This is a genomic window from Spirosoma harenae (assembly GCF_054776975.1).
Genome location: NZ_BAAHBD010000009.1, coordinates 160,344 through 174,175, shown reverse-complemented (window position 1 = coordinate 174,175; position 13,832 = coordinate 160,344). Strand labels below are relative to the sequence as shown.

The 13,832-nt window shown below is 47.8% G+C and carries 11 protein-coding genes; 8 read left to right on the top strand and 3 right to left on the bottom strand.

Annotated features, from left to right (window positions below):
• The first annotated feature begins 111 nt into the window (after positions 1–111).
• Together ACYVE4_RS13655 and ACYVE4_RS13650 are read left to right on the top strand one after the other, a co-directional pair.
• Positions 112–1,008: an SDR family oxidoreductase gene (locus ACYVE4_RS13655; RefSeq protein ID WP_461040607.1), complete on the top strand. Its 897-nt coding sequence runs from the start codon at positions 112–114 to the stop codon at positions 1,006–1,008.
• A gap of 336 nt (positions 1,009–1,344) precedes the next feature.
• Entirely contained in the window at positions 1,345–2,286 is a 942-nt protein-coding gene (locus ACYVE4_RS13650) for a helix-turn-helix transcriptional regulator (protein ID WP_461040605.1), read from the top strand.
• A gap of 8 nt (positions 2,287–2,294) precedes the next feature.
• On the opposite strand, the gene ACYVE4_RS13645 is transcribed toward ACYVE4_RS13650, so the two are convergent.
• Positions 2,295–2,792, bottom strand: a complete 498-nt coding sequence (locus tag ACYVE4_RS13645) for a cupin domain-containing protein (RefSeq protein ID WP_461040603.1) — start codon at positions 2,790–2,792, stop codon at positions 2,295–2,297.
• Between the two features lie 443 nt (positions 2,793–3,235).
• Between ACYVE4_RS13645 and ACYVE4_RS13640 the strand changes: the two genes are divergently transcribed.
• From ACYVE4_RS13640 to ACYVE4_RS13615, 6 genes are all read left to right on the top strand, one after another.
• Positions 3,236–4,177, top strand: coding sequence for an NAD(P)-dependent alcohol dehydrogenase (locus ACYVE4_RS13640; protein ID WP_461040601.1), 942 nt, complete (start codon positions 3,236–3,238; stop codon positions 4,175–4,177).
• A gap of 87 nt (positions 4,178–4,264) precedes the next feature.
• The gene (locus ACYVE4_RS13635) at positions 4,265–5,143 is read left to right on the top strand and encodes a helix-turn-helix domain-containing protein (RefSeq protein ID WP_461040599.1); all 879 of its coding nucleotides are present in this window, start codon (positions 4,265–4,267) and stop codon (positions 5,141–5,143) included.
• 68 nt (positions 5,144–5,211) lie between these two features.
• Entirely contained in the window at positions 5,212–5,949 is a 738-nt protein-coding gene (locus ACYVE4_RS13630; RefSeq protein WP_461040597.1) for an SDR family oxidoreductase, read from the top strand.
• A gap of 159 nt (positions 5,950–6,108) precedes the next feature.
• The gene (locus ACYVE4_RS13625; RefSeq protein ID WP_461040595.1) at positions 6,109–7,014 is read left to right on the top strand and encodes an SDR family oxidoreductase; all 906 of its coding nucleotides are present in this window, start codon (positions 6,109–6,111) and stop codon (positions 7,012–7,014) included.
• A 12-nt stretch (positions 7,015–7,026) separates the two neighbouring features.
• Entirely contained in the window at positions 7,027–7,749 is a 723-nt protein-coding gene (locus ACYVE4_RS13620; RefSeq protein ID WP_461040594.1) for an SDR family oxidoreductase, read from the top strand.
• Between the two features lie 57 nt (positions 7,750–7,806).
• On the top strand, positions 7,807–8,733 hold the full coding sequence (locus ACYVE4_RS13615) for a helix-turn-helix domain-containing protein (RefSeq protein WP_461040716.1): 927 nt from the start codon (positions 7,807–7,809) through the stop codon (positions 8,731–8,733).
• A gap of 64 nt (positions 8,734–8,797) precedes the next feature.
• Here the strand turns inward: ACYVE4_RS13615 and ACYVE4_RS13610 are convergent, their stop codons facing one another.
• Both ACYVE4_RS13610 and ACYVE4_RS13605 read right to left on the bottom strand, forming a co-directional pair.
• Entirely contained in the window at positions 8,798–10,339 is a 1,542-nt protein-coding gene (locus tag ACYVE4_RS13610) for an alpha-N-arabinofuranosidase (RefSeq protein WP_461040592.1), read from the bottom strand.
• Between the two features lie 65 nt (positions 10,340–10,404).
• On the bottom strand, positions 10,405–13,797 hold the full coding sequence (locus tag ACYVE4_RS13605; protein ID WP_461040590.1) for a VCBS repeat-containing protein: 3,393 nt from the start codon (positions 13,795–13,797) through the stop codon (positions 10,405–10,407).
• Positions 13,798–13,832: the final 35 nt, after the last annotated feature.

Here is a 13,832-nt window from a genome sequence, read left to right as displayed (position 1 = left end):
CCGTTTTTTAGAGAGACAGGTTAAAAATTGTAGTCGCTTAAGCGTGCACAAAACCAAATCTCCTGGCTAACCGATCCGTCTGTGAGGTTAGTAAAATCAATTTAACAAACGATGGTAACTACAGATCTTACCCAAATGCAGGATCCGCGCCAGCAGTATCCAGTACCTCCCTTTGAACAGCAACAAACCCAAAGTACTCCTGGAGAGGAGGCCGACATGAATCCTAAGACCGATTATGGCGAAGAGTCGTATCGGGGAAGTGGGAAATTAACAGGTCGTAAAGCCTTAATTACAGGGGGCGACAGTGGCATCGGCCGCGCTGTTGCACTCGCATTTGCCCGTGAAGGAGCCGATGTACTAATTGCTTACCTCGAAGAAGATAAAGACGCTCAGGAAACGGTACGTCTGGTTGAAGAATCAGGCCAGAAAGCCATTGCTATAAAGGGCGATATTCAACAGGAAAGTCATTGCCAGCAACTCGTTCAGCGAGTCGTTGATGAATGGGGGCAGCTGGATATTTTGGTCAATAATGCCGCTTTCCAGATGACGCACCAATCGATTTCTGAGCTCTCGGCGGAAGAGATTGACCGAACATTTCGTACCAATGTCTTTGCGATGTTCTACCTCTGCAAAGCAGCAATGCCGCATCTGAAACCCGGTGCCTCCATCATTAATACAACGTCGATTCAAGCATACGACCCCAAAGCTCAACTACTGGCATATGCTGGAACAAAAGCGGCCATTGTCAATTTTACCAAAGCCTTTGCTGAAGAAGCAATGGAGCAAGGGGTTCGAGTCAATGCAGTGGCCCCCGGCCCTGTATGGACACCCTTGATTCCATCGACCATGCCGCCCGAACAGTTCGAAAAATTCGGCTCCAATACCCCACTGAAACGACCCGCTCAACCTGTCGAGTTAGCACCCGTTTATGTGCTGTTAGCGTCGCAGGAAGCAAGCTATATCACAGGTATGATCTATGGCGTAACGGGTGGAAGACCAACGGCTTAAGTAAACAAGTTTACCTCTCAATTCCCTGAAAGGCGGTCGCTGTCGACCTTTTTAGAGCGCGAACCAAACTCGTTCAGAATAGAGTTATTACCTTTTAAAGGTTTACCCACTTTCCCCCAGCCCCTCTCCCAAAACTAGAGAGGAGCTGGGGGAAAGTGGCTTATTGGCTTGTTACCCAATTGAGCAATGAGCAAACCGGCGAATTTGCGGCCCTGAGCAGATACTTACAAACGCAACGGAGTTACGGTACGATTGTGTACTATTGCTAAACGTTTGCCACCCACGAGCTTTGTCGTCATGATATTCAGCTTTACTGCTACAGCCGATTTCGACTTTATGACTTACTTTGCCCGTCATATACGGGCAACGGTACAGGATGACCTGCTGGTAATACCCGAACAGTTGGGACAGGGATATATACGCAAGTTACGTTTCGGGTCAGATTTCAAGATTACTATACACCGCTACTTGCTCAAGGAAGATCTGATCATCAATCGCAATACGTCCGGTCAGGGAAATGACCTGATTACTGTCTTTTTTTACAGTAATGAACAGTCACTTGAGATCGCTTATAACGATGATCCCCAGGTACTGTTTTCGCAGCGCGATGAGTCGGCCATCCAGGTTACTTCCAACGATCTCAGTTCAACCATCCGCTTTCCAGCCCATCAACAGATTTATTATGTGGTTGTTGCTATAAATCCGCCCCGTCTGACCGAATTATTAGCCGTTAGCGAGCCTAACTCGGTACTCCAAACCATCACCGGCAGTGGCAATTCCTTTCTTTTCTTCGAAAGCATGGCCGCTGAGACCAAGCTGCTGCTTAAAAACCTGGCTGCTGTGGACATGAAAGATCCCTTGAGCCATTTTTACATGCAGATCAAAGTGCAGGAGCTGCTTTATCTGGTTTTTCATAAATTGGCTTTACGGGAAAGTGCTGCTCATCAAACCATTAACAGCGCTGATGCAGAAAGACTTCTGTATATACGCAATGAGATCATCAGCGACCTGAGCGTGCCACCGATACTCCGTGAACTGGCTCAGGTCGCTGCCATGAGCGAGACCAAACTAAAACAACTTTTCAAACAAACGTTTGGCACCACGATCTACAATTATTACCAGCAAGCCCGAATGGAAGAAGCCGCTTTCCTCTTGAAACAAGGTAAGCATTCCGTTGGCGAGGTGGGTTATGAGCTGGGCTTTTCCAATCTGAGCCACTTCAGTCGACTCTTTGAAAAGCATTATGGGCTAAACCCTAAGCGCTACTCGTATTCGTAATAGGCGGTTTAACCCAGATAATCGGGTGGGAATACTTGTTGGCCGTACTTGTTGGCAATAGCCTGTAATTTTTTGATGGTTTCTTCATCAAAATGGGGGACAGGAAGGAACTGATCGGCAGCAACAGGTTGACCAATCTCCTCGAAGAACGTTTCCAGGCCAGCGGGTACCACCGTGCAGAGCAAATGCGCCGTTTGACCGCTATTATTCTTGAAGCCGTGTACCACGCCCCCTTTCGGAATGGAAATAAATGATCCTTTGGTCGCTATATAGTTGCCAAACTCAGATTTGACCTCGATTTCGCCGTCAATCACATAAAAGGATTCCTCGAAATTTGCATGGGCATGCGGTCCAGGGCCACCACCGGGCGGTATCAGCATGTCAATCGTAGCGAAAGCCCCTCCTGTGTCTTCTCCACTGATCAGGATTCGGTACGTATCGCCAACAACGGAAACGCTTTTTCCCTCTTTAGGGCCTGTAATGAACGGTTTTTTGTGATTTTCCATGATACCTGATTTAAATACTGGACAAATCTCGGAAGGTTCTATACTGGAAAATATTCCAATGAGACCATAAATCAGTCCGATCGGACAAACCGGATCATACCGCTCACGACCCTAAATACCAATACAACAGGAGCACCTACGTAGTAATCATCCTGATTGCCTTGCCCTGTCGGATTCGACTGTTTTTTCGGCTTTTTGTGCTATTTACAGTTCGTTATCAGGCGCAATTTTGCGGTGTAATCATTCAACTACATGGCAATGAAAAGTGGACTATTCTCAGAAACCGCCGAAGCGAACGCACAGGACGGATCGACCGGTCTGGTGCCTTTGGCAAAAGCTTCCCATCTAATTATCCTGTATTGGACGAATTGAACAACGCGTATAACCTGTCATAAACTGCCCAGCGTTGTTGGGCGTCCTGATCAATTAAATATAAAAATACCATGAAAAAAGTAATGTATAACCAGTTTGGCGACGAGAGCGTGCTGGAGTTAGTCGAGCAACCGGTGCCAGGTATCCAGAAGGATCAACTGCTGATCCGGGTAAAAGCGGTTTCGATCAATCCCTTAGATTGGAAGGTGTATGGCGGAGAAATGAAACTGATGTCGGGATCTGGCTTTCCTAAATCGGTGGGCATCGATTTCTCCGGTATTGTCGAACAAACCGGCAGCGCCGTTACCCGCTTTAAAATGGGTGATGCGATCATAGGGATACTGGATGCATTTAAAGGCGGAGCCCTGGCCGATTACATTGCCGTTAACCAGACCGCTATTGCCCTAAAACCTGCTAATCTGTCGTTTGAACAGGCAGCTGCCTTGCCCGTAACCGGACTATCAGCTCTGCAAATTATGGATCAGCTGGCCAGAGTCGGCTCTGATCAGGAGGTATTGATCAACGGAGCTACGGGTGGGATTGGCGTATTTGCCGTGCAGATTGCCAAAAAACGTGGTGCCCGAGTGACGGCGGTTGTCAGTACGAAAGGCGTTGCGGAAGCAAAAAAATGGGGTGCGGATGCAGTTATCGACTATACAAAAGCCGACATCAAGCTTCTAAACCAGCAATTTGACGCCGTTATCGACCTATCCACCAAGCTAACCTTTCCGGAGGCAAAGCGCCTGATGAAACACAGAGCCGTCTTTGTTAATACGCTTCCTTCGCCGTTGACGCTCCTTTATTCATTCATCAACAATCTCTTTTCCGGGAAAAAACTCAAAATCCTGATCCTCAAACCGACCGTTGAAGGGCTCAACACGTTAACTAAGCTAGCTGAGACTAACCTACAGATTGTGCTGGATAAGACGTACTCGATCGCCAACGTCAGAGAAGCCTACCAGGAAGCTCGTCGGGGTAAACCGATTGGGAAGTCAGTTATTATTTTTGATTGACGTTAGCCGTTGCGGTTGAAAACTGGCTCTGGCGAAACGTAAGTCTATTTATTCCTGTTAGCAGAGTCTAAAACAGTAAGATAAGCCGTGGTAGAAACGAAGGGATTACTGAACCAAATCAAACACCATGATACGTTACCGATCACGGTGAATCAAAATTGCGTTATACCCCTTCCAGAAGCGGTCTGGCCGAAACTGCTTCAACCCCACAAACTCGCTTATTACTATTTTGTGTTTGTAGATCAGGGCCGAGAAACCTTTCAGGTAGACGGGCAAGCGGTTACCATTTCCGATAGTGAAGCGGTTTTTGGGAGACCTAACCAAATCTTCGCGCATCCTTCGCCTGATAAAGATACTCAACAGTATAAAATTGGATTTGATGAGAATACCCTGGCAATGCTTCCACAGGCTTTCCCGTTTCTGGTCAATCCGCTAAATGCAAACACGATTACTTTCAAGCCAGATGCCAGGGAACGGGTAAAGGCGGTATTGGCCATATTATTTCAACTCTTGCACTCGCCTGGGAGGTCTAAAAAAGCGGACATTATTCTCGCGCATTTAAATGCGTTATTGACTGAGTTTAACAGCGCTTACTTCGAGTACCACGATCAGCCGATCCCGTCAAACCCCAAGTTGTCAAAATACGTAGCCTTCACAATCGCTGTGGAAACACAACTCACCGAGCAACGTGATGTGCACACGATTGCTGAACAACTGGCCATGACGCCGAGTCGTCTCTATGATATCGTCAAGGAGTTTTCAGGTCTTTCGCCCAAAGAATGGATGACCAACCGACTGATTCAGGAAGCGCAGCGGAAGTTGCAGTATTCCTCCCCGTCGGTAAAGGAACTGGCTTACGAGTTGGGATTTAACGACCCGGCTTATTTTTCACGACTGTTTAAGAAAAGGACAGGTAAGAACGTGAGTGACTTTCTGGCTGACCAGCATAGTTTGTCCAGTAATTGAGGTGATTTGTCCATGTGAGTTGATTTTGGGCGGGCGACTTTTGCACTGTTCAAAAAGCAATTAACAAAATGAAATCAGCCTTAATAACCGGAGCTAATAAAGGAATTGGCTTAGAAGTCGTAAAACAGCTCACTCAAAACGGGTTCTTTGTATATCTGGGTAGCCGTAACCTGATCAATGGGTTGTCGGCAGTGAAAAAGCTTCACGCTGACGGAATCCGCCAGGTTGAAGCCATACAACTCGATGTCACGGATGATGAATCGGTTCGGGCCGCCCGCGCATTGATCGGCGAAAAAACGCAAGTACTGGACGTATTGATTAACAATGCAGGTATTTCTGGCGGATCACCCCAGTCGTCTCTTGGTAGCCCAATTGATCAGTTTAAAGAAGTCTATGAAACGAATCTGTTTGGGGTGGTGCGCGTCACGCAAGCGTTTATCGATTTGCTCAGAAAGTCGCCTGAGCCCCGTATCGTGAACGTAACGACGGCGATGGCTTCGCTGAGCTTAGCCGCCGACTCGTCAGGCAGCAGTTATCACACTAAATTAGCTGTCTACCAGTCCAGTAAAGCCGCCCTCAACATGTACACGATTAACTTAGCGTACGAGCTTCGTGATACATCTTTCAAGGTAAATATGGTTTGTCCGGGTTATACACAAACGGATTTTACCGGCCATCAAGGCACCAGCACGGTGCAGCAGGCAGGACAACGGATTGCCAAGTATGCGCTCATCGATCAGCATGGACCAACGGGCAAGTTTATCAGTGAGGAATATTTTCCTGAGCCAGCCAGCTGTCCCTGGTAACGACCCCTTCACTACTCTAGTACCGTTCCTTTCGGCCACTTTAAAAGTTTAACAGGGAATAGAAAAACTATAACAGCACTTTGACTACAACATTCTGCCTTTTGACTAAAACGGTTTTGCCCCTACTGCGGACTTTTGCCTCAACCAAAAGTCATAGACATGAACATTGTATTAACAGGATCGCTGGGTAATATTGGTAAACCACTCACTCAGGATTTGGTGCAAAAAGGGCACACCATTACCGTTATCAGCAGTAACCCGAAACGACAAAAAGAGATTGAAGGCATGGGCGCAACGGCCGCCATCGGTATTATGCAGGACCCTGATTTCCTGACCCAGACATTTACCGGTGCCGATATTGTGTACCTCATGGAAACCATGGAGGCCGTTGGAGATAGCTTTGATAAGTCAGTCGATTTTATTGGTCAGATCACCCAGATTGGACAGCATTACAAGCAGGCTATTGAGCGCTCAGGCGTCAGAAAGGTAGTTCACCTCAGCAGTATTGGCGCAGACATGGATCAGGGGAATGGCATTCTGCTATTTCATTATAACGTCGAACAGATCCTGCGGCAACTACCCGTTGAGGTTATCATCAAATTCATCCGTCCCGTTGGCTTTTACATTAATATGCTCTCGTTTATACCTACCATTAAACGGCAGGGAGCTATTATTTCCAACTACGGCGGGGATGCTAAAGAACCTTGGGTGTCGCCCAAAGATATTGCCGCGGTAGTTAGTGAAGAGATGGACCTGCCGTTTGAAGGCCGTATGGTACGCTACGTGGCTAGCGATGAAGTATCGCCCAATGAAATTGCCAATGCATTGGGGCAAGCCATTAGTAAGCCAGATCTGCAATGGAACGTCATTTCCGACGGGCAACTGCTGGATAACTGGCTGTCCATCGGATTTAATGAGCAGGTGGCCAAAGGGTTTGTTGAGATGCAGACCAGTCAGGGCAATGGCAGACTGTACGAAGATTATTACCGGCACCAACCAACATTGGGTAGAGTAAAACTGGCTGACTTTGCTCAGGATTTCGCCTTCGCTTACAATAACGAATAATCAGGATTTGCCATGAAAACCGTATTAATAACAGGAGCCAATAAAGGAATTGGCTTCGAAACAGCAAAGCAACTGGCGACACTAGGCTACAGGGTTTACATCGGAAGCCGTGATCAGCAAAAAGGTCGTGAAGCTGTCGAAACGCTGAAAGCCGCTGGATTGACTCAGATAGCTAGTATCCAGCTTGATGTAACCAGCCTGGAATCTGTCAAAAAGGCCAGAATCGAGTTAGAATCAAAAATTGATGCATTGGATATTTTAATCAATAATGCTGGGATCAGTGGTGAGCAGCCCCAGACGTTTGCTGCTGGCGAGATGGCTACTTTACGCAACCTGTTTGACACCAATTTTTTCGGCACAGTTCAAACAACGCAACAATTCCTGCCGCTGTTGAACAAGTCGGCTCAGCCGGTGATTATTAATGTATCGAGCGAAGTCGGTTCGTTGACCCTGCAGGCAAGTGAAGGCAAGAGTCTGAACTGGGATTTGTATAGTGCGTATGGATCAACCAAAACAGCCCTGAATGCCTTTACGATTATGTTGGCGAATGAACTGAAAGGGACAGCCTTCCGCGTAAACAGCGTTACACCGGGGTATACCGCTACCGATCTCAATCAGCATAAAGGCTTTAAGACGGCCGAAGAAGGGGCCAGGCCGATTGTGCAAATCGCCACTCAACCGGATGACGTGGCAACCGGAAAATTCTATAAAGACGGTGGTGAAGTGCCCTGGTAGTCATGAGTTTTACCCAGCAAATTCATTCTGTGTAGTGCTCTAATCAACAATCATCCTATAGTCATGTCAACCATTCAGCGTATTAAAACCATCAGCGAGTTTCACCGGCTCAGGGGCCTGCCCAAACCCGAACACCCACTTATCAGCGTGGTCGATTACAGCGCCATCCAACGGACACCGGAGATGAGTTCAATCAGCTGGGTACTGGATTTTTACCAGATTTCCATCAAACGGGGCATGGCTGCCAAACTTAAATACGGTCAGCAGGAATACGATTTTGACGAAGGTGTCATGTTTTTCATTGCGCCTAATCAGGTATTTCGAATTGAGCCGGACCCGGACCCGACCAGTCAGCGTTCGGGTTGGATGCTCCTGATTCATCCAGACTTTTTGTGGAATACACAGTTGGCTAAAGCTATCAAACAATACGAGTACTTTGACTATTCGGTGGCCGAAGCCCTGTTTCTTTCTGATAAAGAAGAGACGGTCATAAATACCATCATTGACACGATCTGGCGGGAATATCAGGCCAATATGGACACGTTTAGCCAGGGAATCATCATCTCTCAGCTGGAAACCCTGCTAGGCTATGCTGAGCGATTCTATCATCGTCAATTTATTACCAGAAAGATCAGTAGTCACGCGATTCTGGCCCGGTTGGAAGATGTATTGACAGACTATTTTCGCCAGGATGGGTTGCTGAAAAACGGTTTGCCAACGGTTCACTATCTCGCTGAGGCTCTACATAGTTCACCGAAGTATTTGAGCAGTTTATTAAAAGTGCTGACTGGGCAAACCGCCCAGCAGCACATTCATGAAAAGCTCATTGAGCGGGCGAAAGAGCAATTATCCACCACTGACCTTTCAGTGGGCGAAATCGCCTTTGCGCTAGGCTTTGAGCACCAGCAATCCTTCAGTAAGTTATTTAAGGCAAAGACTCAGCTTACGCCGTTAGCATTCCGGCAATCGTTTACTGAAAACTGATCACTAATCAGCCTTTGGCTATACGCTGCCGCAAGCTGGATTCATATTGATCGCGGACAGGTCATTACAGTTCAAGTACCACTACCGACACCGGAGGTAAAGTTACGGATAGTTCATCCCCGTCCAGTTTGGCGCCAGTAAAAGGCGCAGGCTTTACTTTGTTCGGTTGGGCAAACGTATTGTGGTCTTGCACTTTCGCTGAGGTGAGGATGCGGCCAGATACGGTTTTCGCGTTAATCCCTTTCAAATTGACGGTTATAGTCTGTGGTTTACCCGCGTCGATATTAACCAGCGAGACATGCGTTTTCCCTGCTTTGTCACGCGAAGCCGACACCGATACGGCGGGCAGTTTGTAGTCGCCCACTTTATAGTCCTCAGCTTTTACGTCGACAGGCAGCAGGGTTGCGTCCTGGTGAACGCTGTACATTTCCATCACGTGATAGGTCGGCGTTAGCAGCATCTTAGGGCCATCAGTCAGGATAACTGCCTGTAATACGTTGATAGCCTGCGCTAAATTCGCTACACGTACCCGATCTGCGTGCTTGTGGAATATGTTGAGCGTGGTCCCGGCCAGCACCGCATCACGTATGGTATTTTGCTGATAGAGAAAACCTGGATTCGTACCTGGTTCGACTTCATACCATGAACCCCACTCATCAACTACCAGCGCCACCTTTTTCTGCGCGTCATATTTATCCATGATGGCCGAGTGCTTCGTCAGGAACTCATCCATTTTCAGAGCTTCATGCATTGTGTGGGCGTAGTCAGTTTCGGTAAATTGGGTGGCTAATCCTTTCTCATTCGGTTTCCAGCCAAACACCGAATAATGGTGCACGGCTAAGCCTTCGAGCAGAGTGAGCGGAATATTTTTCATCAGCGTTTCAGTCCAGTTGTAGTCGTCGTCACTGGCCCCTGACGCAATCCGGAAAATCTTGTCCTTACCCACCTGCCCGTTCATAAAAGTGCTGTACTGCCGGTAAACATTGGCGTAATAATCGGGCTTCATGTTGCCCCCACAGCCCCACGCTTCATTGCCTATGCCCCAGAATTTGACGTTCCAGGGCTTTTCCCGCCCGTTCTGCTGCCGCAGACCTGACATGGGGCTGTTGGTTGGAAAGTTGACATATTGCACCCAGTCACTTAAATCCTGTACAGTGCCACTGCCGACATTCCCGGTCAGATAGGGCTCTGTGCCCAGTAATTCGCACATGTTCAGGAAGTCGTGCGTGCCAAAGCTGTTATCTTCTGTTACGCCCCCCCACCAGGTGTTCACGATTTTTGGGCGTTTGGCTTTCGGACCAATACCGTCTTTCCAGTGATAGGTATCGGCAAAGCATCCGCCCGGCCACCGCAGATTCGGGATTTTCATCTTCTTCAAAGCCTCGACTACATCCAGACGAACCCCGTTTTTGTTGGGGATCGTTTTGTTATTGTCGCCTACGTAAAACCCACCGTAGATACAGCGGCCAAGGTGTTCGGCAAAGTGCCCATAGATGTGTCGGTTTATGGTTACATTCGCTTCTTCCGGGTTGACCGTTACCTTGTTCTGAGCCAGAGCGGGAATGACAAGTAAGCTGATTAAGAGTGATATAAATTGTGTTTTCATGGATTTTTAAGTGAATGAGCGAATAGTTTACGTTGGTGACTTTTCAGGACAGGATCGTTTACAGGCTATAGTGAAATACAACGATTTATTCTTAACCCTTGTGAGTTGATGGCTGTAAGTAGGCACTTTTTTTGGTTTGGTGCAACCAGTAACACAGACGATCGGGCATCTCCGCGAATTAGCAGACCGCTTTCGGTGGGGTTAAGCGATTTCCAATGACCACGGCCATCGCCCAATAATACTGCACCTACCGAGGCATCCTGGCGGCCCATATTAACTTCGTTAGGGTAGAAATTTCCTGTCAATACTATATCCAGGTGGCCGTCTTGATTGAAATCGTGGGCAACAATGCCGTATACAGGGGCAACCTGGGCGAGCTGCGGTAAGGCGTGAATAGCAAATTTTCCCTGACCTAGATTTTCAATATACGCACTTTCCAGATACGTTGCCTGGACCTGATAGGCTCCTTTCCGATCGTCGTCGGAGAGTAGTTCATCGAAGGTAACTGCTGCGTAATCGGCAAATCGCTGGTATTTTCGTCGGAATTGAATCACCTGTTGGTTCAGGGCATCGCGCGGTACGGCCGGATAGCATACCCCATTTATGTAGTATCCCATCAGCGGATCAATTGTGCCGTCATTATTAAAATCACGAGCTATCAATTTGACGGGTTCCTTTTCAGAAGGTCGGTACAACGTATTCAGCCCTTCATTTCCGGCAATGTAATCCAGATCACCATCCTGATCAAAATCACCCTGAGCGAGGCAATTCCACCAGCCCGATGAATTGGGGATTTGAATTGGCGAGGTGGCCTGAAATGATCCCTTGGTGTTTTTAAACATAGTTAGCGGCATCCATTCCCCAGCCAGTACCAGGTCATCCCAGCCATCGCGGTCATAATCAGACCAAAGCGCGGAGCATACCATACCGGCCTGCATGAGTTGGGGGCATACCTGCTGGGTGACATCGATGAAGCGATTCCCCTGCGCCGACCGCTCATTTCGAAGAAGATAACTACGAGCGGGCAATGGATAACGGCCGGGTATCTGACGACCGCCAACAAACAAATCCAGATCGCCATCTTTGTCAAAATCAGTAGCGACTACGCAGGAACCGCTGCCCGAAACATCGGGTAATGTTCCGGCGGATGCCTGACTGAAAGCGCCTTTCCCATCATTGAGATACAATTGATCCTGATAAAAGGCTTTCTCGCTCTCTGGACGCTCGTTACTTCCATATACCACATATAAATCCAGATCTTTATCCCCGTCGGCATCAAAAAACAAAGCACTCGTCGCTTCCTGCTCAGTTATAGCCGGAAACGGATGTTTCGCAAAAGTACCGGAAGCCGTTTGCCAGAAGAGGCAGGCCGGATTTCCCCGGTAGGAACTGCCCAGAAAGCAATCGTCTAAGCCATCGCCATTTACATCGCCGACCGCCAGTGCAAAGCCCGAACGGGATAGCATTTTGTGCATGGCCGCTGTCTGTTTGAAATCGACAAAGTCTGACTCGACATGAACAAAATCAATCGGATAATTCGTCGTGACATCCGCAAATAACGGTTTGGTCGGAACGGATGGGCTACGTTTATTGCTGACCGAAGCCCGTGAGTGCGTTAGCGTAATTATCTGATCAGCAAGTAAGTTACGTTTAACTTCCACGCGTCCATCGGGCCATCTGACACGCAACGAGTCAATTTTAGTGTGGCTACCTAGCCCAAAGTGTAATTTTGGCTCTACGGAGGACAAATACCCACGAACAAGGGATAACTCGCCGTATTGCATAGTCCCGCCCGACCAGAGCGTTACCGTCGCTCCAACTCCCTGTCGGTTTAGGGAGTCGCCTTGTAGACTGATGGCTAGATAATGTTTCGTGGGGTCTTGTTCCCGACTCTGATTTCGATACACAAAGGCCTCGCCATCGACGTTATTAACAACCAAATCCAGGTCACCGTCATTGTCGAAATCCGCGTAAGCAGCCCCGTTTGCATACGACTCATCGTGGAGTCCCCAATTTTGAGACACGTCATCGAATGAGCCAGTACCCTTATTTCGAAACGCATAATGAGACAGTGGAATCTCAGGCACTTTATCGAGTAGTTCCAGACGTTTTTTGGTATTGTATTCGGTTGTTCCAAACCCGGAAAAATCTTCGGTAAACGTGATAAAATCCCGGTCGGTCACGTTTTTCCGATAGCCGTTGGTAATGTACATATCTTTCCAGCCATCATTGTCAAAATCAGCGAGTAAGGCTGCCCAACTCCAATCCGTTTGTGCCACGCCCGCCATCAAGCCAACTTCGGAAAATAAAGGGGCAGAGGGCAGAGGGCTCGGGGCAACCGCCCCTAAGTTCATCTGTAAGCAGTTACGCATGTATTGCATCTGATGCCCAAACTGGGGTGAAATGCTCAGTTGCTTCCGGTCATAATCCTGTCCACTCAGCATCATTTTAAGACGGTTATTATCTTTGGGAAGCATGTCTAATTGCATCAGATCGGGCAAGCCATCGTTGTTCAGATCGGCGGCATCGACGCCCATTCCGTACATACTGGTATGAGCCATTGATTGCTTGATGGCATTGGTAAAATGCCCTTTTCCATCGTTCAGATATAAGATATCACTGCTGGTAAAGTCATTGGAACAGTATATATCGGGATACCCATCTTTGTTCAAATCACTAATTACCAGACCTAAACCTAGCTCATCATAGGTTATTCCAGCCTCTTTCGATACGTCTTTAAAAACCGGATGCCCTTTGGGGCTACTAGTCCCTTCGTTTCGATACAATTTACCTGTACTCGGATGTGATCCATCAGAAACGACCGGACGAACGTGGGCAGGGTTTTGGAAATCGGGAGCCGTATTGAGCAGAAATACATCCAGATCACCGTCGAGATCATAGTCGAAAAAAGCGGATTGGGTGGTGAAAGCAGGATCGGCCAGGCCATACTCAGCCGCCATTTCCTTAAAAACCGGCTTTCCAGATTTGACTCCCTGATTGATAAATAGCAAATTCTCGGTATGCTTCAGCGTTGGGTGGCTCGCAACCGAAATATAAATATCCAGCCAGCCATCCTGGTTAATGTCAACCATCGAAACGCCTGAACACCAGCGATCAGTAGTTAGTCCGGCAGGTTCGGTAATATCCTCAAATTGAAAAGCATCTTTCCCTTGTTTTCCCTGATTCAAGTACAACCGACAACTAATTTGATTGCCCGTAAAGATCAAATCCGCAAAGCCATCGTTGTTCACATCGCCAACGCCAACGCCCCCACCATTGTAGAAGTTGGTGAATGTGAACCCATTCAATTGTTCGGACGGAGTGAGTTTATTCGTAAACGTTACGTGCGTATGATCGCTGGATAGTCGCTCAAACCGGGTTGGACTTGCCGGTTGACAAGCCATTAACAAGCTGCTCAACAAACCTATCCAGATCATTCCTAGCCACAACCGTCTCATAAAAATCGTCTGTTAATTCCCGTAATATAGCAATG